Here is a 21,789-nt window from a genome sequence, read left to right as displayed (position 1 = left end):
GCGCGGTGCAAGCGGAGCTTAAAGTCCTGATATTCGTGGCGGCGACTCTGGGCTTTGCCTATGTCGCCGTCTATCCGCGCCTTTCGCGAAAGACGATCGGCAGGATGCTTCTGATCGACGCAGGCCTCACGGTTTTCATGCTGATCTGCGTCGGCTTCGCTTACGGGGGCATTTCGTTGAGATTGCCTGGTGTGGATGTGCCGTGGTGGGTGTTCACCCTCGTTGCTGCCACGGTAATCGAAGCGCCGCTGTTCTGGTGGTTCTGCAAGCGCTGGGATATCGATCCGCGGGGGCCGCACGACGGCTCCTGAAAGTTCAGGACAGCGCGAGCGCCTCTTCCAATACCGCGACCACATCGGCCCCGTCCACCTCCGATGCTACGAACGCCTGGCCGATCCCGCGGGCAAGAATGAAGCGCAACTGCCCGTCCACGACCTTCTTGTCCTGCCCCATCAGCGCCACCAGCGCCTGCGCGTCCGGAAGCGCGCCCGCGATGTCGCGCAGATCTTTTTTCATCCCCATTTCATGCAGGTGCGCGCGTACGCGGCTCGGATCTTCCTGTGCGCACAATCCCATGCGCGCCGACAATCCAAACGCCAACGCGCAGCCGATCGCCACGCCCTCGCCGTGAAGCAGCCGGTCGGAATATCCCGTTGCGGCCTCCAGCGCGTGACAGAAAGTGTGGCCAAGGTTAAGAAGCGCCCGTTCGCCTTGCTCAGTCTCGTCGCGGGTAACGATATCGGCCTTCATCCGGACCGAGCGGCGCACCGCCTCCACCCGCGCGGGTCCGTCGCCCTGCGCCAGCGCGGGGCCGTTTTCCTCAAGCCAATCGAAAAAGGATGCATCACCCAGCAGCCCGTATTTCACGACCTCACCATAGCCCGCAAGAAAATCGCGCGGCTCTAGCGTGCCCAGAACGGCGGTATCGGCAAGGACGAGACTGGGTTGATGGAACGCGCCCACCAGATTCTTGCCGTGGCGCGTGTTGATCCCCGTCTTGCCGCCGACAGAGCTGTCGACCTGCGCCAGCAATGATGTCGGCACCTGCACAAAACGCACTCCGCGCAGCAAGATTGCTGCGGCGAACCCTGCAAGATCGCCGATTACACCACCGCCGAACGCCACGACGATATCGCCGCGTTCGACCTGCAGGTCGAGCAACCAGTCAAGGCAGGTTTGCAGCTGTTGCCAGCTCTTCGTGGCCTCGCCCGGCGGCAGTGCAAGCACCTTCATCTCGATCCCGTCGCGGGCCAATCCCGCGCGCAGGCTTTCAACGTGCAGCGCCGCCACGGTTTCATCGCTGATCACCGCGACACGCGGCCGGCGCAGCAACGGCGCGATGTGCGCACCTGCTTCCGCAAGCAGACCGGGACCGATGTGAACATCGTAGGCACGCCCCGGCAGATCAACATGAACGATTTCACGCATCCGTTTTCTCCAATACGTCCGGTCGGGTCAGCAATGTATCGATCACGCGCAGCGCCATCGCATCCACCGACAGATGCGCGCGGCACCGCACCGACAGCCCGGCGCGTTCATAAGCAGGCTTGCGCGCCTCCAGAAGCGCCGCGAGGGTCGCGCGGGGGTCGGCGGTCCGCAACAGCGGTCGCGTGTCCTTGTTCCGTACCCTGCTCCACAGCAACTCAAGGTCCGCATCCAGCCAGAGCGCCACGCCCTTGCGCGCGATATTGTCCCGGTTCGTCTCCGACAGATAGACCCCGCCACCCGTCGACAGAATACCGATCTGAGTGTTGAGCAGGCGGCTGACCACCTCCGCTTCGCGCTTGCGAAAGAACGTTTCGCCGTCGCGCTGGAATATCTCGGGCACCGACAGGTTCGCGGCGGCTTCGATCTCGGCATCGCTGTCGAGGAAAGGCACATCAAGCTTGAGCGCAACCGCCCGTCCAACGGCGGTTTTGCCTGCCCCCATCATACCCACCAGCGCCACCGTCTTTTTCAAGAGGTAGCCACCTTTCGGTCGGCGGATGTCAGCCGTGGTCTGCTCAATTTCGCTCATCTTTGCCTGAATGACGTGATCTTGCCGAAAAGGCCATATATAGTTTCCAAAAATACAGGCGAAAAAGGCAGGCATACATGTTAGGAAAACTCTTCAAGTTACTGATAATCCTATTGATCCTCGGATTTATCGGGCTTGTCGGCTTTGCCTATATCGCTCCGTTTTTCGGTGTCGACTTCGCACCGCCGAAAAACGAGATTCGGGCACCTGTAACCTTGCAGGATGAATAGACGGGTGTTCGGGTGGCGGCACCTGGGGGTTTGCGCGGCGGTGATCGGCGTATTCATGCCGCACCCCGCGCACGCGCAGAACGACACGTCCGCGCCCCTCTCCGCCATTGATTGGCTGGACAAGCCTCTGCCGTTGGCCCGGCTGCCGCGTGCGCCACAGACCGCGCCAGGCCCCGGCGCGAAGATCGACGAGCCGTCGGTGGCCTCCACCGGCAGTGCACCCCGGATCACCATCCGCCCGCTCGACGGGGCCGCGCCGCGCACGGTGGGTCTGGTCCCCGAGACGATGACCGGCATCGCACCGGATTTGTGGCGCGCGAGCGAGACCGGCGTTCTTGTCGATTTGATCACCGACCTCGACGATCTCGAACTTCCGGCGGCGAATGCGCTTTTGTTCACTGTCCTGCTGGCCAACGCCACTGTTGTGGATGATCGCGCGCAGGATGCGCTTACCCGTGCGCGGGTACACAAACTTTTGCAACTCGGCGCGGTCGATCCCGGTCTGGCGCTGGTGGAACAGGCGGGTGGCCGGGACGACCCGGCGCTTTTCGATCTCTGGGCCGACCTGAGCCTGCTCGCGGGCACCGAAGATGCCGTCTGTACGGTGCTTGCGCGCGCGCCTTATCTGAGCCGGAATATCGGATTGCGCATATTCTGTGCGGCGCGGAGCGGCGATTGGGATACTGCGGCGCTGACGCTCGGTTCGGCGAAGGCGCTGGCACTGTTGCCGAATGAGACGCTGGATGTGCTCGACCGGTTTCTGAATCCCGATCTTTTCGAGGATGCGGCCCCCCTGCCCGTGCCGCGCCGGATCGACCCGCTTACCTTTCGATTGTTCGAAACCATCGGCGAGCCACTGCCGTCGGGACCGCTGCCGCGCGCCTATGCGGTGGCTGATCTGCGCGACCTGAGAGGTTGGAAATCGCAGTTGCAGGCAGCGGAGCGTCTGACCCGCGCAGGTGCTCTGCCGGACAATCGCCTGCTCGGCCTTTACACGGAGCGTAAACCGGCGGCATCGGGTGGTATCTGGGACCGTGTCGACGCAGTCCAACGGTTCGATACGGCGCTCAACACGCGCAGCGCGGAAGCGGTCGCGAAAACCATGCCACAAGCGTGGAGGGCCATGCGGGATGCAGGGCTCGAAGTGAGCTTTGCCGCTGCATTTCACGACCGGCTGGCCAAGATACCGCTGACAGGACGGGCGCGCCGCACACAGCTTGAAATCGGGCTGCTGTCACCCGATTATGAACTGGCGGCTCTGGCCGGCGCTCAGGTGCCGCTTGGTCCGCACACGGATGTCATACTGGCCACGGCCACCGGTACCGCCGCGGACAGGGCGCCGGAGGATGCGCTGGCGCGGGCGGTTCACGATGTTTTCGCTGGGGACACAGCGAAACCGGATCTGGTGGCCATGGTCCGCGCCGGAAGGCTTGGCGAGGCATTGCTGCACACGCTGGACGCGTTGCGCGCCGGGGCGCGGGGCGACACGGGCGCGTTGCGTGGTGCGCTCGGCACATTGCGCGCGCTCGGCCTCGAAGACACTGCGCGCCGGGCCGCCCTGCAGATCCTTCTGGCGCAGGCCCCGCGATGACCCTGCGCGCGCCGTCCTCGTGGATCTCGATGTTTCTCGAAGCGCAGTCGGCAGAGCTGGGCGCCGCGACCAACACCCTGTTGGCCTATGGCCGCGATCTCAAGGATTTTGACAGCTGGCTCGCGCACCGCGGCAGTGGTTTCGAAGATGCCGGCAGGGACGATGTGGAAAATTACCTGGTTCACTGCGCGGCACAGGGATTGGCGAAATCGACCCGGGCGCGACGGTTGTCGGCGATCAAACAGCTGTACCGGTTCACATTCGAGGAAGGGCTGCGCACCGACAACCCCGCAATCCAGATCAGCGGGCCGGGCCAGGACAAACGCCTGCCCAGGATCCTGTCCGTCGAAGAAGTGGACCGTCTGCTTGGGGCCGCTCGTGAAACCGGGCGCACCGACGCAGACAGGGTGCGCAACACCTGCCTGATGGAGCTGCTCTATGCCACGGGAATGCGTGTGACCGAGCTGGTCGGCCTCCCGGTCGCTGCGACGCGCGGTGATCCGAGGTTGCTGTTGATCCTCGGCAAGGGCGGCAAGGAGCGGATGGTACCGCTGTCGCCGGACGCGCGCGCCGCTCTCGCAGCGTGGATCGGCCTGCGTGATGCGCACGAGGCGGACCGTGCGACCAAGAAGCTGCCTGCGTCGAAGTTCCTGTTTCCCTCGCGCGGCAAGCAAGGGCACCTTACCCGCCACCGCTTCTATCTGCTGATCAAGGAGATTGCAGTGGATGCCGGGGTGGATCCGGCGAAGGTGACGCCGCATACCCTGCGCCATGCTTTTGCGACACATCTGCTGGCCGGAGGTGCCGATCTGCGCGCGATCCAGACGATGTTGGGTCATGCGGATGTAGCCACGACCGAAATCTACACCCACGTCCTCGAAGCGCGGCTGTCAGAACTGGTGCTGGAGCATCATCCCTTGTCGGCCTCGGCCACCCGCAAGGATTCGGGCAAGTGATCCTGCGACGGCCAATACCCTGACTTCAACGCAGTGCGGCAGGCCTCGGGCAAGCCCGCATCCGACATGTCGCGCATTGCAGCATCGACGTCATAGGTCAGGTGTTCGATCCGCAACTGTCCACCGCTGAGAAAACCAAACCGGGTTTGCGGGGCGCCGTCATTGGGCGGTATTCCGATCACACCGGTATTGATCCACGGACCCCGCGCGGTCAGCCGCAGGAACGGCAGCCCGCCGTGCCCGGCAACAATTGAGTCGACCGGACCCGTATGTTTTTCCAGCGCCGCCCATTCGCGCACAAACAGTGCCTCCTCGTCGCTTTCCCATATGAAACGCGACACATCCGTGCTTCCGCCGTGCAGCACCGCGTAGCGTTTTGCACCGTGGTTGAAGGTAACGACGTCGTGCGCACCGCCAAGCCACGCCTTCTGGTCCGCGTTCAGCTCTGATCGGGCGTGGGTGAACCATGCGCTGCTCAGCGTGTCGCAGACCGATCCTTCGGAAAACCCGCAGCCACAGTCGGCCGCGTCTGTCGCAAGCTGGATCTCGCAGTTGCCGGCCACCAGCGTACAGCCCGATGCGCGCACTGCCTCGACGCACGCGGCGGCTGCGCCGCAATACCCCACGACGTCGCCGGTACAGATCATGCGATCGGGCGTCACGCCCGCATCGCGCGCCCATTCAAACAATGCTTCGAGCGCCTGAACATTCGAATAAGGCCCACCAAACAAGACGATATCGCCGTCCAGATCGCCCAAATCGCGATGTTTCATGTTCCGCTCCACCTTGAATGCATGTCCCGATACCACCATAACACAGCTGTATCATGCTGAAAGGTTTCCCACATGGACTTGCCGCAGGCAACGCCGGATACGGCCATCTGGTTTTCGATCGCGATCATCGTGTTCTTGCTCGTTCTGTCGGGGTTCTTTTCAGGCTCTGAAACAGCGCTTACCGCCGCGTCGCGCGGCAAGCTGCGCGCGCAGGCCGACAAGGGATCGGGCGGCGCGCAGCGTGCGCTGGCGATCACCGAGGACAATGAGCGCCTGATCGGATCGGTGCTGCTGGGCAACAACCTCGTCAACATCCTCGCGGCCTCGCTGGCGACCTCGCTGTTCACCACCCTTTTCGGGGAAAGCGGCGTGGCGCTGGCAACTTTGGTGATGACACTGCTGGTGCTTGTCTTTGCCGAAGTCCTCCCCAAGACCTACGCCATCACGAATGCGGAAACCGCTGCGGCACTTGTGTCTCGACCCATCGGGCTTGTGGTGCTGGTATTTGCGCCGGTGGTGATGGCGGTGCGGTTTTTCGTGCGCGGTATCCTGCGCCTGCTGGGTGTGACGGTCGACCCCGACAGCAACATTCTTGCCGTACGCGAGGAAATCGCGGGGGCACTGCAACTGGGTCACTCCGAAGGTGTTGTCGAAAAGGAAGACCGCGACCGCATTCTCGGCGCGCTCGACCTGCGCGAACGCGCGGTCGAGGAAATCATGCTTCACCGTTCGGGGATCGAGATGATTGACGCTTCCGACGCGCCAGAGGCGATCCTTGGGCAATGTCTGCGCTCCAATCACACGCGGCTGCCGGTGTTTCGCGACGATCCCGAAAATATCGTGGGCGTGATTCATGCCAAGGATCTGCTGCGCGCCATGTACAAGTTGATCGGAGGTCCCGAGGGCGAGGCCGCAGCGCTCAAGAATTTCGATATCTCCGATGTCGCGATGGAGCCCTATTTTGTCCCCGAGACATCGACGCTGGACGAACAGATGAGACAGTTCCTGCACCGGCGGACGCATTTCGCGCTGGTGGTTGACGAATACGGCTCGCTTCAGGGATTGATCACACTCGAAGATATTCTCGAAGAGATCGTGGGCGAAATCACAGACGAGTTCGACCCTCTTGCCGATCATCCGGTTAAGACGGCGGGTGACGGGCAGTTCATCGTCGATGGCGCCATGACCATCCGCGACCTAAACCGTGCCAACGACTGGAACCTGCCCGATGACGAGGCCAACACCGTCGCAGGGTTGGTCATCCACGAGGCGCAGATGATACCGACACGGGGACAGGTGTTTTCATTTCACGGCTTCCGCTTCGAAGTGCTCGAACGACTGGGCAATCGCGTCACTCAGCTGAAGATCCGTAAGCTTGCCGACAGCGAGGACTAACTGCGCCGGGATGCTCAGATGGTCCAATTGCGAGATCAACCGTCACATCCGGGCCTTGCACTGGTCATGATGCGCCGCACCGGCAGCGGCGGCGGCCTATTCAGTCGAGTTCGACCGAATCATCCGCCGACAACCGTAGCGCCGCGCGGTCCGGTTCAAAGCTGAGCGCCTGAAACGCGCGTTGCAGTTCGTTCTTCGCCATTTTTCTGGCCGCGATCCGCAGCCCCTCGTCGGGGTGCTGCATCAGCCCGCTCAACGTTTGTTGCAAACGTTGCTGCACCTCCAGCGATCCCGCGCCGTCCCGCGACAGCGCGCCGAAGCCGTCCCGCAGCAGATCGGCGGGATCCAGCGGCCGTACGTGAATGTGCTCAAGCTTTTCGTCCGGGGTCGTTTCCGTCTCGTCCTTGTAGTCCGACAGGATCCGACCGATGCGCGTGATCACGTCGATTGCCGTTCCGGGGTCGTTCACACCGGGCGAGAGCGCCTTTGATCCGACCTCTCCCATGACGATCAGGCCGAAACGCGGATCTTGGTCGTAGGTACGCAGATCGCCAAGTATCAAACAGCCCCGCACTTCCTCGCACAGCGCGTCCCAGTCCAGATCGGCGCCCTTTTGCACGACATGCAGAACGGGCGCATCAAGAAAAACGAAACTCCCGATGTTCTCGGTCAGATACAAATCCGTCTCGTATTCTTCGGCCAGCGCGTTGAGAGCCTCGGGATAGATGTGCTGGATATAGCCGCTTTGCCACGCCCTGAGCGGTCGGCAGTCCTCTGGAACGTCACCGGTCAGCGGTATCGCCCCGAGACAGGGCAGCGACAGCCGCTCCTTGAACTGGTCGCGGGTAACCTGTTCAATCTGCCGGGTAATATCGATCAGCTGTCCGAACCCCTGAAGGTGCAGCACCCAGCGGATCAGATAGACGACAATTACCACCAGTACCAAGACTGTCATCCAGAACAGTACGAAAGCGTGTTCATCTTTGTAGGTCCCAAGTTCGCGCAACATGATCCCGAGGAGTGCATAGACGTAGGCGCCGATGAACACCGCGAGCGTGTTCTGCGTCACGCGATCTTGCATGATCAAACGGTGAATGCGCGGGGTCCACTGTGTCGATGAAGACTGATAGACCGATACCATCACCGTGATCGAGAAGATCGTTACGGACAGCATCGCGCTGGCGATGACGTTCAACAGACGGTCCGCAGAAGATCCACCGACGCTTTGTGCCAGCTCGTCCGGAATGAGAAATTCGATCAGCTGGCTGATCCCCACGGCGACGATTGCGAGCAACCCCATCAACAGAACGCGCACCCAAAGTTTGCGGGTATACTGTCGTGCCTTGCGCAGAACGGTCGTCGGGATTGAACTGAATAGATTGTAGATAAATTCCATTCGCCGCTGATAGCATAAATTCCTGTTTCGAAAATGGAAATTTGACACCTTTTAATGAACCGCGATTTCCGTCAAACGGCCCTGCACGAAGATTGTCGTATGCCCCCTTAAAGCGAGGGCGCACATCGCGCCACGATCCGGAATGACCGGCACGCAAAAGAGACGGCGAGCCGGTCGCACATAAATCTTCGCGACATGTCCTGACCTTTTCCGGCTTGCCCTGTCGCAGGCACTTGCCGATGCCCGGTGCAAGGATCATGAGCCGCCATGAATACAACCACGCGTGCAAACTGGGGTAGCGCGACGTAATGCTATCGGAACGCCCCGATGATTTCGACAAAATTCGGCCCGGACTATAGGCTGCGGAAAGTGATCGAGAGCTATGGAAAACAAAGAATTGTCTGCCTATGCGGTGGTTTACCCGGTTCCTCAAAGACGGTGTGCGCCAGCGGATGGACGTAGGGCCGGTGAAACGTCTGATCTGTCGGCTCTGCTATACCGACGATCCGGGGTGCGGGATTTACTGTGACGCGATGGCGCAAAGACTGCTCTGGAAGTCCTCATGGAAGACCGGACTGTCCGTTGGTCTCAGCCCGTTCGGGATGGGGAGGATGATGTCACTGTGTCTCGCCAAATTCTTCGGCGCTTGGCTGCTGGACTACGCCCCCAACGATACCGCCAACGAAACGGGTCTGGACCGATTTATCTGTTCCAGCAAAACGACTGCGTTCATCGGACGCAACGCCGCAGAGCAGGAGCGCGCAAACGGTCCGGCACGCAACCTTGCAAAGTTCGGGGTCGCGGCGTTGGACGCTAGAGCACTGGGCTACGAGCCGGTCTGGCACGACGGAGTGGTCGTAGGCTTCTGCAGGTCGGGCCGATTATCGCACCACAGCGGTAAATCCACTGCGCCAGGGTACCCCCTATGTTTGGCCAACGATGGGCTGATGGTTGCAATCGAAATCCTGGGTAAAAGGCGGCCCGCAAGGCTGATCACACACCCGCCTTTTGACGCGGACGGCGCGCGCGTGCGAGGTTAGCGCTATGATGGTTCCGATCCTTATCCTTGCAGCCGGCTCAGCCCGCCGGATGCAGGGGCGCGACAAATTGTTGGAAGATGTGGACGGTACGGCCTTGTTGCGGCGCACCGTTCAGAATGCGCTGGCCGTGACCCAAGCGCCCGTCTTTGTAACCCTTCCACCCTGCCCGCATCCGCGCGCCGGGGCCATTGCCGATCTGAATGCAAGGATCGTGGAGGTCCCCGACGCCGCGAGCGGGATGAATGCGAGTATCGCGGCAGGGCTCGGCGCACTTCCTGCCACCGCGCACGCGGTGATGATCGTGCTTGCCGATATGCCAGACCTGACGCGGGCGGATTTGCGCCGCGTCCTTGACGCTGTCGACCTGAACACAGACTCGAAAATCTGGCGCGCGACCACAGCGACCGGCGAACCCGGCCATCCGATCGTCTTCAGATCGGACATCTGGCCCCATCTGCGTGCCCTGCGGGGCGACACCGGCGCGCGCGACATTGTCAGGCAACTGCGGTCGCAGACCGTCTGGGTCCCGCTGCCCGGCAATCATGCACGCACCGATCTCGACACGCCCGAAGCATGGGCCGCGTGGCGCGCGAACCGGCGTTTTACTTGAGCAGCAAGGCCGCCTCGTGCCGCTTCATGCTGCGGCGCGCGGCCGCGTAGCGCTCGACGCCTTCTTCCGTTGCAAGCTCCGGGAAAAGCTCGAATATTTCTGTCCGCTGCGCATTACCAATTCCCGCAAGGGTCTGCAGACCGGGCTGAAAGCTTTCGCTCCAGGTGCCGTCGGACAGGATAACCTCGTGTTGGTCGAACATCAGGTGGATATATGTGGTTTCCACCGTTTCGACCACATCAACGCCAGCCAAGCCTGTCAGGTGCTTTGCCGCGACGAGAACCTCGCGCTCTTCGAAATAAAGCGCGGTCTTGTCGTTGGCGACGAGCATCCGGTGGTTCGGAGATACCATCATATCACGCTCCGGCAGATCGTTGCCAAGCGCGCCTTGCCGGATGCGGACCGGGGCCAGATGCAGGTTCTGCGCAAGTTCGGCGACCGACATCGTGCGCGCACCGATCCAGCGAATCGTCTGCAGCCCGTTGTCGCGGGTGATGACCCGGTCCCCAACCTTGAGATCCTCCACGTTGACTTCGCCACGCGGCGTCGCGATCCGCGTACCGGGGGTGAAACAGGGCACAACCGGCGGCTTTTCGGGCTCGCCTCTTTCCTCGACGATCATTTCGATGTTTTTGAAGGTAACGCTGCCTTCGTCTTCACCGTCGGCACCGAAATAATCGACAGTGCCATTCTCGGGATTGTCGCTGTCGAGAACGACCTCGTACCGGCCACCCGGCGAGTTGGATTTCATGGGATTCAGACTGTCATAATCAACCGGGCCGCCTTCGCCCCCGTCGACGACGTCTCCGGGTGTGAGGTTATAGAAGATGTCCGCGCCAGCGCCACCGGACATGGTGTCGGCACCTGCCCCGCCATTGATCAGATCGTTTCCATCACCGCCGTCGATCACATCGTCGCCATCGCCGCCAAAGATATCGTCGTCACCGGCACCGGCGGAAATCGTATCGTTTCCGGCGCCAGTAGCAATTACATCATCTTCGTCAGTTCCGCGAATGTCATCGCCGTCATCAGTACCGTTCAAATTCGCCATTTTGCCAGCTCCGGGTATAAACGCAGGGTCAGTGCGTGGGTAAGAGACTCGTTAAGTTTATAGCACCATAATTCATGAGGGCCAAGAAATGTCTTAAATTAGCCTTAAAATTCATGAACTTACGGACAATCTGCAATAGATTCGTAGATTGGGTCCGTTTTTGCGACAATAGATGAAAAAGTGATGCCTTCATAGGCTTCGCTTTCCTTGTCATCCACGATCACTAGCCCCGGATGCGCCGCATATTCCGTTTGGTTGCAAAGACACTTCGTAGTCATCACGCGGCGTCCGCAGAGGCCAATTCTTGAAAGATGTGGCCCGCTCATTTCTTCACAATCAGCTTGGCCTCGTGTTTCTTCAGGGACCGGCGCGCGGCCGCGTAGGCATCAACGCCTTCGCGCGTGGCAAGCTCGGGAAACAATTCCAGGATCTCGTCACGTTGCCCATCGCCGACACCTGCCAGTGACATGTCGCCCGGCTGAAAGCTCTCGCTCCATGTGCCGTCCGACAGGATTACCTCATGCTGGTCGAACATGATGTGAATGTAGGTGGTGTGCGACACGTCAACAACGTCGATTCCCTCAACATCGGTCAGATGCTTCGCCGCGACCAGAACCTCGCGCTCTTCGAAATAGAGCGCCGTCTTGTCATTCGCCACCAGAACGCGGTGGTTCGGCGATACCATCATGTCCCGCTCCGGCAACCCGTTTCCAAGCGCGCCCGCGCGGATCAGGACCGGGCGCAAGTGCGCTTTCGCCGCCAGTTCAGTGCCGGACATTTCTCGCGCGCCGATCCAGCGGATCTGTTGCATGCCGTTGTCGCGGGTGATGATCCGGTCGCCGACCTTGAGGTTTTCGACCTTCACCTCGCCCTTGGCTGTTGCGATATGTGTGCCGGGCGTGAAGCAAGGAATGACTTTCTCGATGTTCGAGAAGATCAGCTGGCCCGCATCTGACCCGTCCGCGTTGAAATACTGGACGATCCCGTTCTCCGGGTTCGACGGTTCCGCCGGATCCGGCAGGATCTCAAGCTGTCCTCCGTCAGGCTTGGACCCTGTGAGATCAAGGCAGTCAAAGTCGTCCCCGGTCTCGGACCCGTCCACGACGTCACCCGCATTGACGCCCAAAAATAAGTCGCGGTCGGCACCGCCGATCATCTCGTCGTTGCCCGCGCCCCCGTCCAGCGTGTCGTTGCCGGTCGCGCCTTCAAGCGTATCGTTGCCGTCATCACCTGACAGGCTGTCGTTCTGGCCGCCACCGTCGAGCAGATCATCGCCGTCGCCGCCGTGCAGCGTATCGTCGTCACGGTTCCCGCGCAGCGTATCGTTGCCGATGCCCCCTTCCAGCATGTCGGTGCCAAGACCGCCTTCGAGGCTGTCATTACCCTGACCGCCGATCAGCGTGTCGGCACCCAAACCACCCAGGATAGTGTCATTGTCGATCTCGCCATCGATGAAGTCATTGCCCGACCCGCCCGTCAACAGATCGTCGTCATCGGCACCGAAGACGACATCGTCCCCCGCACCGCCGTTGACGGAATCGCGACCGTTGCCAGGACGCAGATCGGCGCCGAGCGGGTCGGAACCGTCGTTCTCGATGTCGAGGCCGTCGGGAATCTCTTCGGGATCGTTGCCCGCATAGATCGTATCGGCACCCGCACCACCAAGGATGCTGTCGTTGCCTTCGCCGCCGACGATGCGGTCGTCGCCACCGTTGCCCTGCACGTCGTCATCGTCGATACCTGCGTTAATCTCGTCATCCCCTTCGCCACCGGCGACGGTGTCGCGGTCATTGCCGGTGCGGATCGTGTCGTTGCCCGCCCCGCCATCAACGCTGTCGCGGTCGTCATCCGGGGTTGGATCGGGGTCGAACGCGCCGGGATACCCGATATCAGGCAGCACGTCGCCATTTCCGGTCTCGATCAGATCATCGCCCGCACCGCCGGTGACATCGTCGTTTCCGTCTCCTGCGACAACGGTATCATTGCCACCGCCCGCCTGAATGATATCGTCGTTCGGTGCCTCACCGGGAAGAAATGCGTCTTCGCCATCGACGACATCTCCTTCGGGATCGCCCGTATAATCCGCATCGATCAGATCGCCATCGTTCGTACCGGAAACGATCCCGTCGCGGACGGTCACGGTTACCGTGCCCGGTGTCTCGCCGCCGTTTCCGTCCGACGCGGCATAGGTGATCTCAGCAGATCCGTTGAAGTCCGCCGCCGGTGTAAAGGTGATCGTCCCATCGTCATTGAGGGCGACATCGCCGTCCGGGCTGGTCGCGGTGTGCACGGTCAGCGTGTCGCCGTCCGGATCGCTGTCGTTGGCCAGAACCTCAATCACCACCGGAGCGCCCTGGTTGGTGATCGCCGTATCGTTCGTAGTGACGGGCGGTGTGTTGCCGGATGCGGCAGGATCAACGGTCACGTTCACGACTGCATCGTCGAACCCGCCGTTGCCGTCTGTGATCGTGTAGTTGATCACCGCATCGCCGTTGAAGCCTGCGGCGGGCGTGAAGGTCACGGTGCCGTCGGCGTTGACAACCGCCTCGCCATTCGCACTGCTCGCCCCCGTCACGCTGAGCGGATCACCCTCCGGGTCGCTGTCGTTTGCCAGCACGGAAATTGTCACTTCAGTCTCTTCGTCGGTGCGGGCCGTGTCGTCTTCGGCCACTGGCGCCGCATTTTCGGGCAGGATCAGGTTTTCGATCTCGGCGAAGGTCATCGACCCTGCGCCGCCGCCGGCGCTGTCGAGGAATTCGATGGTGCCGGACGTCGAATCGCCGTCCGCATCCGTCGTCTCATTCACGACGCGCAGCGGACCGCTGCCGGAGAGGTCGAGCGTGTCGAGATCAATACCGTCCGTGCCGCCGTCCACGACGTCACCGTCCGTGCCACCGAGGATCGTGTCCGCATCCGCGCCGCCACTGATGGCGTCCGCGCCTGCGCCGCCGGTAATGGAATCGCTTCCGGTGCCGCCCGACAACAGGTCGTCGCCCACGCCGCCGGTGATCGTGTCGTTTCCGCCTTCACCATAGATGCTGTCGTCACCCGCCTCGCCGGAAAGCGCGTCATTGCCGCCCGGGAAGGCATCGTCACCGCCGGTTGTAAAGAAAACGTCCGAAATATTGATGTTCGTATTGCCGGTACCGTCCTGCGCATGCTCGATCACGACCCGCGAGACCGGTCCCGCGATGGCGACGCCAACCGCATAGAATGGGCTGTACGCATCGGCGTAGCCGCCGTCGCTGTTTGCGGTCTCAGTGCCGGCCACACTGTCGCTATCGCTCAGCGTCAGGCCGCCACCGGCAGTCAGCGATACTTCGGCAGAGTTGCCGTCTGCGTCGAAGGCGGAAACACGCACATTGCTGTCCCCGTCTACGTCACTGACGTTGAACGCGACATCGTAGACGGCGCTATCGAAAGCCAGCGCATAGCTTGCGTTTTGCCCGTCAAGGCGCGTTTCGCTCTCAAGAGAGCTTGTGCTGCTCACCGTCTCTGTGCCGCCGTCGATCCCATCTACCTTGGTCACTTCTGTGGCATAGGTCGTCGAGGCCTTGGGCGTGGCGCCCAGTGTCGAGAACGTCACATTCGTCGTACCGGTGTTCTGAATAAATCCGGTTACGGTCTCTCCGTCGGCAAAGCCTTCCTCGCTCCAGTTGAAACTTTCGCGCACGGACTCGCCGGGCGTGTCACCATCGGCCAGCGTGCGGTCGCCATAAATCAGGTCATCGCCGTTGCCGCCATGGACAAGGTCGTCGCCCGCTCCGGCGTAGACATCATCGTCCCCGTCAAGTGCGAACACGGTATCATCGCCGCCATTGGCATCCACGATGTCATCGTCGGGCGCCTCGCCCGCGATCAGCGCGTCGCCGTTGTCTATCCGGTCGCCTTCAGGATCGCCGGTATACCCCAGATCGATGAAATCGTCATCATCATCGCTCGATACGATCCCGTTACCGACGGGTGGCTCGACCGCATCATCGCGGAACACCAGATTGTCGAGTGCGGCGGAGTCCGTGGTGACGACCTTCATGCGGTCGACCCCCTCGACCGAAAGCTGAACGACGCTCTGGCCATTATTGCCGTTTGCGGGCACGAATTGCTCGTTGATGACGGATCCGTCCGCGCCGTAAAAAAACAAACGCGCAGGCTCATCAAGATCGAGGAAAGTCAGCGACTTGACCGTGACCAGCCCGGTGAAATCGAATGTAACCGTGCCGCCCGTCTCATTGCTGTCCGGGTCGCCGGCATCTGCGTCCCCGGAGATGATAAGCACGTTGTCGAGATTGCGCGTGGCGAGATCGTCATCCCCTCCAGAGGGTGCGTTGGTGTCGAACACCATCGCCGTATCTGTGCCGGCTCCGTTCGCGACGGCTGAAATGCGCACGCCTTCGGCCCGGTACTGATCGGTGACTGTCTCGCCCGTGACAAGCGCGTTGAAATCGATTGTTCTGATCATCCTGAAAGGCTCCTATGCGCCGTTGCCTGCGGCGCGTACTGCGGCCGATTTCGAAGAGATGGAAACTGGGTAATCCGGGCCGCGGTGCACGCGAAAGGGTCTTGTCACGTCGGTACAAATCGGTGTGCTGCCGTTCCTGACTGGTTTCAACTGGTCGTCTCCGTAAAAATTCGTTCATCCCCGCGCAGCGACACCCAAACAGGCACGAAGCGGCGCGCACGCAGCACGGCGAAATTCTGGAGAGAAAGAGAAAACGGCATTGGATGCCGCACTGCGAAACGCGTTTTGCGCGCCGCATTTCTATCGTATCAGTCGCAAACATGCGGCCCATACACCTCTTCCGCATCCGCCGATGCAGTCCTTGTGCGGCCGCCCCCGAGACCATTAATCGTCGCCCCCCAGTGGGCAAAACCATAGATAGCCAAGCAACTGCACCAGACAAAGGGAAAAATGGCAAAAAAGTGTCACAGCTTATGAAAGCTCCCGTTTACCGTACTAGCAGTTCGCAATTCCGAACGCCTTGGTGTGAGGCCATTGTTTCCAATACCTTTTCGGATGCATCTTCGGCGCATCCATGAATCATGGTACTCGCACTAACGGCTTCTCGGCATGGTTGAATCGCGCGCTTAAACTGTTTCTACAATTGCAACAATGTGGCCCGCGACGCGAGCGCGAGCCACGGTCCGGCCCGGCAGGAATTCTTCGGTTTCTGCCGTCACGGAGCTGAAACAATCTTGCCTGAACCACTGCACTGGAGGTGAAAACAGGTCCGGCCGTGCCACGTTGTGACGAATCGCCCCGCATACGTGGTCCTCTCTCCACCAGTTTCAGGGACCATCGGAAAACCCTTCTGAACAGGTTTTACACAAGGCCGGACCCGCGTCGTGGAGGTTCTGTTCTCTGCGAATGCCGCGTCCAAAGTCTCTCAGATCATCACAGAGAGGGCCAACTGTGCATTATGAAGCATTGTTGTCGCGTAAGTATTTTCATGTTGACCGTAGCAAACATGTCGAGACATCCTTCCTAAGCATCCAGAGGAATAATCGTGTATCGTTTTATCGCCGTTCTTGCCTGCCTCGCTTTGCCCGCTGGGGCGCGGTCTCCTAGTTTCGAAGCACAATGCGCGATCATCGTGAATACAGAAAGTGACTTCATCCAGACTGCTGATCCGATATTTATGAAAGCAAATTTACAGATTGGCGAAGGCGGCTCCGTCCCGGAACAGGCTACTGTTTACCGGCTGGCCGCGTCTTCGCCTAAAATCATAGAGACAATCAATTAATTGAGGGAAAGACCCCATGAGACCTAATTTCATCTCGGCACTTGCCGTCTTCATCTTGCCTGTCTTCGCACATGCGCAATCGCTGTCACCCGAAGACATCGCAAGGATGCTCGACGAACAGGCGGCGACGCCCAATCCCTATGCCAGCCTGTTGAACGACCCCGATCCTGCCCGCAGCGTCGGCGCAATGCGTATCATGATGGAAAGTGGAGACAGGGAGCTGATCGACATCGCGCTAGAGCATGGGCTGCTGTCCGCGAATGAGGCGGTGCGGACCGCGGCGTTTGAAGCATACCTGCGCACGTCCCCGCGCCTGCTTGTTACTTTCGATGGTTCCGACGGTCTTTCTCCCGGTATGAAGGATATCGGCAGAAGAATGGGCGGCACATTTACCGACGATGGGATGATCCATGCGCGTTGGCAGCTCGGACAGTATGACGACGCCAAGGAGTGCACCTTGATGGCCGACAAGGATGAGTGCGCGGCCACGGTGAATGCAAACGGCATCTTCCTGCACGGCGACTTCAACTATTCTTTTCGTGGCGCGGTAACCGTATCGGAAGACGGCAATTTGATCGGCAGCGTTCTTGTCAGCAACGACCGCTATCCGATCAGGATTCAGCTGCTCGACTGAGCGACTGCGATGTTGGAAAACAAAGGAATACGATGATGAAAAGATTGTTACCCGTTTTGGCCGCGCTGAGTATCGGTACGTCTGCCGTGGCGCTGACACCGAATGAGTTGAAAGCGCTCGTCGACAAGCGTGCAGCGGCGTTTGATCCCATTCAGGCCTTGTTGAACGATCCCGACCCGGTTCGGTCGATGGCGGCGATGGAGTTGATGATCGAGAGTGGCGAGCCGCATCTGATGCAGAGTGCGGTGGATTTCGGTTTGCAGTCGGCGATGCCGGAAATACGGCGTACGGCCGTTCTGGGGTTTTTGCGGTCCCGGCCCACCCTGCTGCTAAAGGTTGATGCCTCTCAAGGCGCGGACGAGAAGTTCGAGGAGTATTTCAGATATGCGACAAGTGGCACCGTGTTACCGAACGGAGCTGCGACGTATTCAGTAAATGTCGGCACGTTCGATCCAGATCAGAACTGCTTTCTTCGGACAGGTTCGGAACGGTGTGCCATTGACGTCAGCCCGACCGGCCTCTCGATCACGAAAGTCAATGAGAGCAACAAGAATTACTTCACCCGCAGCAACCTTTTTTTCTCCGAAGATGGGTCGCTGACCGGCGCAACTTCCGTCGCAAATGTGACTGGAAGCTTTCCGACAACGCTGAGGCTGAGCGACTGACCTTATTCTACAGTGAGACTGTCGAGCCCAACATCCCCTTCGCTCCAGGCGCTGCGCAGGACCAGACGCACCCATCTCGCGTTGCGCGGTGCTAGCGGCCCGGTATCGAACGCGCCGTCAGGGGTCATTTGACCCTGGGTCCAGAACCTGAACCGGTCGCCGTCTTCTCCCGCATCGAGGTACACGGCAATGGCCCGCGGTATCGCGTATCCCTCCGTGGGGGCGGTCAGCCGTACGCGGTGAACAGCATTCGGGCCTGCGCCCCCCAACCTCAGCGTGATCTCGATCATGCCCGAGGGTCGCGTGACATAGAACCCGTCACCAAGCAGGTTTTCGGGCGCAAACTGCGGCAGCGTCGGGGGCGAATTGGCGATAACCTGTCGGATCGGCAGCCCTTCGGAGGCCCGGATCGGGACATTGGCAGCAGGTTGTGCGACGCGAAAGGCATTCCCCTGATCCGAGAGGTAGCGTCCGAGGTTGATGGCGATTTCCTCGGCCCGCATGAACAGCGCGCGCGACGGGTCGTCGGAGGTGATTGCCATGCCGATTGGCCTGGCGCCGGAAAAGGCAAACGCGCCCGACGTCCCCTGCCCGATCACGTCTCCCCCATCAGCAATCTCGCCGGTAAATGAAAGATAGCCCCGTTCGAGCACGCGGACCGGCAGACGTTCTTCCTCGCCCAGGGGCGTGATGCGCAGTAGCAGCGCTTCTGCGGCACCGCGCGTCCGTCGCGTGGGCTCCAAATCGCTCAGCGATGCGGTGCACCGTTCGCTCAGCGCACCGCGATCCATGACCGCGACAGCCAGGTCGACCCCTTCCCAGAACGGTTTCTGGACAGTTGCCTGATCACTGACTACCGGAGCAGCCGTCGCGACTGTGACTTTTGGCAACGGACCGGCTACATGGGCGGGGAGGGCCACGTAACAGTTTCCGGCGTGATTGAACATCCAACCGTATCCCCACTGTCCCAAACCGTTCTGGATACGGACAGATTGCGCAGTCGCGAGACTGGAAATTCCGGAGATTGTCGATAAAGTAAGAATGCAGAAAAGGATTTTCAGAATGTTTCGTCGTTTCATCGGCACAATTCTTCTCTTGGCTGTTCTGTCCGCCGCGCCATTGAAGGCGGAAACGCTTCGGCTTGCAACTGATCCGTTTCATGAAGAAGTGCTTCCGTCGGCTCGAATTTCCGGAAGCCTGATCACCGGTGTCCAGCAACAGGGGCTTTCGGCGGATGCGATTACAATGGAAGCCCACATACCGTCAGCCTGGGCCGGAGAAACCGTCTGTGCGCGGGTCGTCGCGGTGGACGGGCTTTATGAAGCGACAAATGAGTATCAGGTCTCCGGTGATTGGCAGGGTGGGCAGGCCGAATTGCCCTATCCTACACGGTACAACGACAAACTTCGGCAGGTCCGGCAAGACGCGATCGGAGTCCGCCTGTCGCGGGGCGGTTGCGATCATCAGGCTGAAGAGGCCGCAATGGCCCGGTGGAACAGAGGAGATGGCGCATCCGCCGCCATTCTGGTCAACTCGTTCCAGGCGGACGCGGTGTTCGCCTATGTGGGGGATTCAACGATACCGGTTCGCTGCGATCCAGTGACGCTCGATGGGCGATCCGCCTACGACACCCGATGCCCGCTTGCAAACGTGCACGCCGCCGGTGCGACCGAGGTTCAATTATTGCGGATCGTCAAAGGCAAGGCTGTGCCGCCGACTTCGATCATCCTCTGGTTTCCTGGCGACTGATCGCAGATGCATGGGCAATTCGGGGACGGGATCAAGAACATGAGGTTTCTGGCGCACGGCCGCACGTATTTGTATCGCCGGTCGCTGCCGTTTTTCGTTCTGATCGTCGTCACCTTGTTCTTGTCCCTGATCATCTTTGGCTCGAGCCGGAGTTTTCTGGTCGAAGCCCGGACCGGTGGGATGCAGATTTCATTCAGTGAAGGACAGAACATATGGCGATTGCCGAATGCTCTCCTGTGCGAACCGCTGGATGCACCGTCTCTGATACCTGATGCGACCTGCGGTCAGGCGTCTTCGCCGAAAGGCTCCGCGCGCGAGTGGATCCTGAACTGGTCAGAAAATACCGTTGTCAATCTCTACAGCCGCGATGACGGAGGTCTTGAGATCGCTATTGTCGAACCCGGCGGGATGGCAAACGCGCCGAATGGTGTGCTCATCATGTCCAGGGCCGCCTGGCGCGATACCGGCGCCTTGACCTTTCGGGCATCGGTCATTGTCGGACAGGACATGCAGGTGGGTACTGCGAATTTCCTGCATGATGGCCGGTGGGAGGCACGGGAGGCCGGTGTCGTTACTTCTTTCTTTCGGTCGCTGACCGAAGTGGTGAAGTCAGGTGAGCTTTCGACCGGATCCAAAGTCGCGATCGTCGCGGACGGAACGCCCGCGAAAGTCTACGGCCATGTCATTCCCGCCGAGCAAGGTGGTTTTGCAGTTACGATGATCTCTGAGCTTGGGAATACGGCTCTGTCGGTCCGTCATTTCGGCCTGGATCAACCTGTTTTGATTGAACCCGATTGGGTCGACGTGGCGATTTCCAGCCCTTTGCTGCTGGCGATGGCAGTCATCTTTTCGGTTCTGGCCTCGATAAGCCAGATCATCCCGGGCTCCGCCGGATCTGCGGCAAAATCTCGCGGTTCGAAGACAGATGAACAGCCGACAGATGCTGAGAACCCGTAAAGATATGACGCAAGGGTTATCTCTCCGAGACCCGCGCAGATGGGGGGACGAATATCCACTTGCAGTGGTGGCCACCGTATGAAGATCGACATGATCTCAATAGTTTAGACCACCTAAGAGCTCTTTGACTGTAATCCGGCTGAAAATCTCAGTCTATGATTACCGAATTTATAGTAGATCCGTCGAGAATCGCCTTAAATCATCGTGCGGCTTTAGGCGCTGCAATCAGCATACCTCGAGCCAGAGACGACGATACCGCACCGTCTTGTAGCGGCGGCGTCCCGTGTCCTGCTCGTCGTTCAGCCTGCGCTTCAGTAAGTCACGTAATTTTTCATCGGCGCTGCTGAGCAACGCTTCGTTGAAGTCGAACGACCGTCGTTGTGCCAGTCCAACCTGACCACCCGGTCCGCCGACGGGCGGGGCGGCGTCGGAATGGAAAGATGGTTCGCACCATGCGCGGTCAACTCGAAACTCTCATCAAGAATCGGTCGGCACACTTTGGCCACGTCGAGGATAGCACCCAGTCGCGGCGCAGCGGCCGGCGGGCGTTGAGGCAGTCGACAAGCTCTATGGCGCCTCTATTGCACGACCTAGATTAACTGAATATGGACGCAGTCGGGGAGCACTACACCGGCAAAATCATTTCTCGGCACCCCCTGAATCGACGCGGTCCGGGAAGCTTTCACGCATTCGTCTGGGCAACAGAGCGGAATAGTCGATGTACGCAGGCTGAGAATCTATTGCCGTTTCCTTCTGCGGATCAAAGGAAAAAGCGTGCAAGTACAACTCCTCTTCACTTTTCGCCCCCTGGAATCCATCGCGATTGATCAGAATCTGACCGTGATCCGTCTCCAGCCGAAAACAGGAACCTGCAACGGACCGGGCAGCGCTGTGAAAACTGAGGCCGGGGTTTGGCATGATCAGCCTTTCGCAAAGGTGCTGCTACGGTTCCGGGACAGTACGCGCCATGGTCAACGGACCCCC

Annotated in this window: 21 protein-coding genes; 12 read left to right on the top strand and 9 right to left on the bottom strand. The window is 60.3% G+C overall.

From position 1 onward, the window contains the following. Positions 1–5 precede the first annotated feature (5 nt). The gene (locus Q1A06_RS03165; protein WP_299558549.1) at positions 6–311 is read left to right on the top strand and encodes a hypothetical protein; all 306 of its coding nucleotides are present in this window, start codon (positions 6–8) and stop codon (positions 309–311) included. Between the two features lie 4 nt (positions 312–315). Here Q1A06_RS03165 and aroB read toward each other — a convergent pair whose 3' ends face one another. Both aroB and Q1A06_RS03155 read right to left on the bottom strand, forming a co-directional pair. Next, complete coding sequence (aroB, locus tag Q1A06_RS03160) at positions 316–1,428, bottom strand: 3-dehydroquinate synthase (protein ID WP_299558548.1); 1,113 nt, start codon at positions 1,426–1,428, stop codon at positions 316–318. Next, the gene (locus tag Q1A06_RS03155) at positions 1,421–2,017 is read right to left on the bottom strand and encodes a shikimate kinase (protein ID WP_299558547.1); all 597 of its coding nucleotides are present in this window, start codon (positions 2,015–2,017) and stop codon (positions 1,421–1,423) included. The genes aroB and Q1A06_RS03155 overlap by 8 nt, the downstream gene beginning before the upstream one ends. Before the next feature lie 77 nt (positions 2,018–2,094). Here Q1A06_RS03155 and Q1A06_RS03150 point away from each other — a divergent pair, with 77 nt between their 5' ends. From Q1A06_RS03150 to Q1A06_RS03140, 3 genes are read left to right on the top strand one after another with little or no spacing between them, the layout of a single operon-like run. Further along, positions 2,095–2,247, top strand: a complete 153-nt coding sequence (locus Q1A06_RS03150) for a hypothetical protein (protein ID WP_299558546.1) — start codon at positions 2,095–2,097, stop codon at positions 2,245–2,247. Continuing rightward, on the top strand, positions 2,240–3,838 hold the full coding sequence (locus Q1A06_RS03145) for a hypothetical protein (protein WP_299558544.1): 1,599 nt from the start codon (positions 2,240–2,242) through the stop codon (positions 3,836–3,838). Before Q1A06_RS03150 ends, Q1A06_RS03145 begins: the two co-directional genes overlap by 8 nt. Then, positions 3,835–4,794: a site-specific tyrosine recombinase XerD gene (locus Q1A06_RS03140; protein WP_299558542.1), complete on the top strand. Its 960-nt coding sequence runs from the start codon at positions 3,835–3,837 to the stop codon at positions 4,792–4,794. The genes Q1A06_RS03145 and Q1A06_RS03140 overlap by 4 nt, the downstream gene beginning before the upstream one ends. Here Q1A06_RS03140 and Q1A06_RS03135 read toward each other — a convergent pair. Continuing rightward, entirely contained in the window at positions 4,749–5,567 is an 819-nt protein-coding gene (locus tag Q1A06_RS03135; RefSeq protein WP_299558541.1) for a metallophosphoesterase family protein, read from the bottom strand. The genes Q1A06_RS03140 and Q1A06_RS03135 overlap by 46 nt on opposite strands. Before the next feature lie 72 nt (positions 5,568–5,639). Here Q1A06_RS03135 and Q1A06_RS03130 point away from each other — a divergent pair, with 72 nt between their 5' ends. Further along, positions 5,640–6,962 carry an HlyC/CorC family transporter gene (locus Q1A06_RS03130; protein ID WP_299558540.1) on the top strand — a complete coding sequence of 441 codons (1,323 nt, stop codon included), beginning with the start codon at positions 5,640–5,642 and terminating at the stop codon, positions 6,960–6,962. Positions 6,963–7,062: 100 nt separating this feature from the next. Here the strand turns inward: Q1A06_RS03130 and Q1A06_RS03125 are convergent, their stop codons facing one another. Further along, the gene (locus tag Q1A06_RS03125) at positions 7,063–8,358 is read right to left on the bottom strand and encodes a DUF2254 domain-containing protein (protein WP_299558538.1); all 1,296 of its coding nucleotides are present in this window, start codon (positions 8,356–8,358) and stop codon (positions 7,063–7,065) included. Positions 8,359–8,765: 407 nt separating this feature from the next. Here Q1A06_RS03125 and Q1A06_RS03120 point away from each other — a divergent pair, with 407 nt between their 5' ends. Beyond that, the gene (locus tag Q1A06_RS03120; protein WP_299558537.1) at positions 8,766–9,398 is read left to right on the top strand and encodes a glycine cleavage T C-terminal barrel domain-containing protein; all 633 of its coding nucleotides are present in this window, start codon (positions 8,766–8,768) and stop codon (positions 9,396–9,398) included. 4 nt (positions 9,399–9,402) lie between these two features. Continuing rightward, a complete protein-coding gene (locus Q1A06_RS03115) occupies positions 9,403–10,008 on the top strand; it encodes a nucleotidyltransferase family protein (protein ID WP_366523483.1) in 606 nt (201 codons plus the stop codon). On the opposite strand, the gene Q1A06_RS03110 is transcribed toward Q1A06_RS03115, so the two are convergent. The 3 genes from Q1A06_RS03110 to Q1A06_RS03100 form a co-directional block, all read right to left on the bottom strand. Further along, positions 10,001–11,059: a Hint domain-containing protein gene (locus Q1A06_RS03110; RefSeq protein WP_299558534.1), complete on the bottom strand. Its 1,059-nt coding sequence runs from the start codon at positions 11,057–11,059 to the stop codon at positions 10,001–10,003. The genes Q1A06_RS03115 and Q1A06_RS03110 overlap by 8 nt on opposite strands. A 119-nt stretch (positions 11,060–11,178) precedes the next feature. After that, complete coding sequence (locus Q1A06_RS03105; protein WP_299558532.1) at positions 11,179–11,385, bottom strand: hypothetical protein; 207 nt, start codon at positions 11,383–11,385, stop codon at positions 11,179–11,181. After that, positions 11,382–15,518 (bottom strand): Hint domain-containing protein, encoded by a 4,137-nt coding sequence (locus Q1A06_RS03100; RefSeq protein ID WP_299558530.1) that lies wholly within the window; start codon positions 15,516–15,518, stop codon positions 11,382–11,384. The genes Q1A06_RS03105 and Q1A06_RS03100 overlap by 4 nt, the downstream gene beginning before the upstream one ends. 1,045 nt (positions 15,519–16,563) lie before the next feature. Here Q1A06_RS03100 and Q1A06_RS03095 point away from each other — a divergent pair. The 3 genes from Q1A06_RS03095 (at position 16,564) to Q1A06_RS03085 (ending at position 18,099) form a co-directional block, all read left to right on the top strand. Then, positions 16,564–16,800, top strand: a complete 237-nt coding sequence (locus Q1A06_RS03095; RefSeq protein WP_299558528.1) for a hypothetical protein — start codon at positions 16,564–16,566, stop codon at positions 16,798–16,800. A gap of 106 nt (positions 16,801–16,906) precedes the next feature. Beyond that, positions 16,907–17,434 carry a hypothetical protein gene (locus Q1A06_RS03090; protein ID WP_299558526.1) on the top strand — a complete coding sequence of 176 codons (528 nt, stop codon included), beginning with the start codon at positions 16,907–16,909 and terminating at the stop codon, positions 17,432–17,434. Positions 17,435–17,466: 32 nt separating this feature from the next. Continuing rightward, entirely contained in the window at positions 17,467–18,099 is a 633-nt protein-coding gene (locus Q1A06_RS03085; protein WP_299558524.1) for a hypothetical protein, read from the top strand. A 2-nt stretch (positions 18,100–18,101) separates the two neighbouring features. Here Q1A06_RS03085 and Q1A06_RS03080 read toward each other — a convergent pair whose 3' ends face one another. Then, complete coding sequence (locus Q1A06_RS03080; protein ID WP_299558522.1) at positions 18,102–19,019, bottom strand: hypothetical protein; 918 nt, start codon at positions 19,017–19,019, stop codon at positions 18,102–18,104. Positions 19,020–19,161: 142 nt separating this feature from the next. On the opposite strand from Q1A06_RS03080, the gene Q1A06_RS03075 reads away from it, so the two are divergent. Then, positions 19,162–19,848, top strand: coding sequence for a hypothetical protein (locus Q1A06_RS03075; RefSeq protein WP_299558520.1), 687 nt, complete (start codon positions 19,162–19,164; stop codon positions 19,846–19,848). A 39-nt stretch (positions 19,849–19,887) separates the two neighbouring features. Beyond that, positions 19,888–20,805, top strand: a complete 918-nt coding sequence (locus Q1A06_RS03070; RefSeq protein ID WP_299558518.1) for a hypothetical protein — start codon at positions 19,888–19,890, stop codon at positions 20,803–20,805. 639 nt (positions 20,806–21,444) lie between these two features. Here Q1A06_RS03070 and Q1A06_RS03065 read toward each other — a convergent pair. Further along, positions 21,445–21,723, bottom strand: a complete 279-nt coding sequence (locus Q1A06_RS03065; RefSeq protein ID WP_299558516.1) for a hypothetical protein — start codon at positions 21,721–21,723, stop codon at positions 21,445–21,447. Positions 21,724–21,789 lie beyond the last annotated feature (66 nt).

The sequence above is a fragment of the uncultured Sulfitobacter sp. genome, assembly GCF_947497275.1.
Classification (GTDB): Bacteria; Pseudomonadota; Alphaproteobacteria; order Rhodobacterales; family Rhodobacteraceae; genus Sulfitobacter.
This window is presented reverse-complemented; position numbering and strand designations above follow the sequence as displayed.

What these genes read in the sequence shown, in the direction of transcription:
- aroB (WP_299558548.1), bottom strand. Translation starts at nt 1,428, where the DNA reads ATGCGTGAAATCGTTCATGTTGATCTGCCGGGGCGTGCCTACGATGTT.
- Q1A06_RS03155 (WP_299558547.1), bottom strand. Translation starts at nt 2,017, where the DNA reads ATGAGCGAAATTGAGCAGACCACGGCTGACATCCGCCGACCGAAAGGT.
- Q1A06_RS03150 (WP_299558546.1), top strand. Translation starts at nt 2,095, where the DNA reads ATGTTAGGAAAACTCTTCAAGTTACTGATAATCCTATTGATCCTCGGA.
- Q1A06_RS03145 (WP_299558544.1), top strand. Translation starts at nt 2,240, where the DNA reads ATGAATAGACGGGTGTTCGGGTGGCGGCACCTGGGGGTTTGCGCGGCG.
- Q1A06_RS03140 (WP_299558542.1), top strand. Translation starts at nt 3,835, where the DNA reads ATGACCCTGCGCGCGCCGTCCTCGTGGATCTCGATGTTTCTCGAAGCG.
- Q1A06_RS03135 (WP_299558541.1), bottom strand. Translation starts at nt 5,567, where the DNA reads ATGAAACATCGCGATTTGGGCGATCTGGACGGCGATATCGTCTTGTTT.
- Q1A06_RS03130 (WP_299558540.1), top strand. Translation starts at nt 5,640, where the DNA reads ATGGACTTGCCGCAGGCAACGCCGGATACGGCCATCTGGTTTTCGATC.
- Q1A06_RS03125 (WP_299558538.1), bottom strand. Translation starts at nt 8,358, where the DNA reads ATGGAATTTATCTACAATCTATTCAGTTCAATCCCGACGACCGTTCTG.
- Q1A06_RS03120 (WP_299558537.1), top strand. Translation starts at nt 8,766, where the DNA reads ATGCGGTGGTTTACCCGGTTCCTCAAAGACGGTGTGCGCCAGCGGATG.
- Q1A06_RS03115 (WP_366523483.1), top strand. Translation starts at nt 9,403, where the DNA reads ATGATGGTTCCGATCCTTATCCTTGCAGCCGGCTCAGCCCGCCGGATG.
- Q1A06_RS03110 (WP_299558534.1), bottom strand. Translation starts at nt 11,059, where the DNA reads ATGGCGAATTTGAACGGTACTGATGACGGCGATGACATTCGCGGAACT.
- Q1A06_RS03105 (WP_299558532.1), bottom strand. Translation starts at nt 11,385, where the DNA reads ATGAGCGGGCCACATCTTTCAAGAATTGGCCTCTGCGGACGCCGCGTG.
- Q1A06_RS03100 (WP_299558530.1), bottom strand. Translation starts at nt 15,518, where the DNA reads ATGATCAGAACAATCGATTTCAACGCGCTTGTCACGGGCGAGACAGTC.
- Q1A06_RS03090 (WP_299558526.1), top strand. Translation starts at nt 16,907, where the DNA reads ATGCTCGACGAACAGGCGGCGACGCCCAATCCCTATGCCAGCCTGTTG.
- Q1A06_RS03085 (WP_299558524.1), top strand. Translation starts at nt 17,467, where the DNA reads ATGATGAAAAGATTGTTACCCGTTTTGGCCGCGCTGAGTATCGGTACG.
- Q1A06_RS03075 (WP_299558520.1), top strand. Translation starts at nt 19,162, where the DNA reads ATGTTTCGTCGTTTCATCGGCACAATTCTTCTCTTGGCTGTTCTGTCC.
- Q1A06_RS03070 (WP_299558518.1), top strand. Translation starts at nt 19,888, where the DNA reads ATGAGGTTTCTGGCGCACGGCCGCACGTATTTGTATCGCCGGTCGCTG.
- Q1A06_RS03065 (WP_299558516.1), bottom strand. Translation starts at nt 21,723, where the DNA reads ATGCCAAACCCCGGCCTCAGTTTTCACAGCGCTGCCCGGTCCGTTGCA.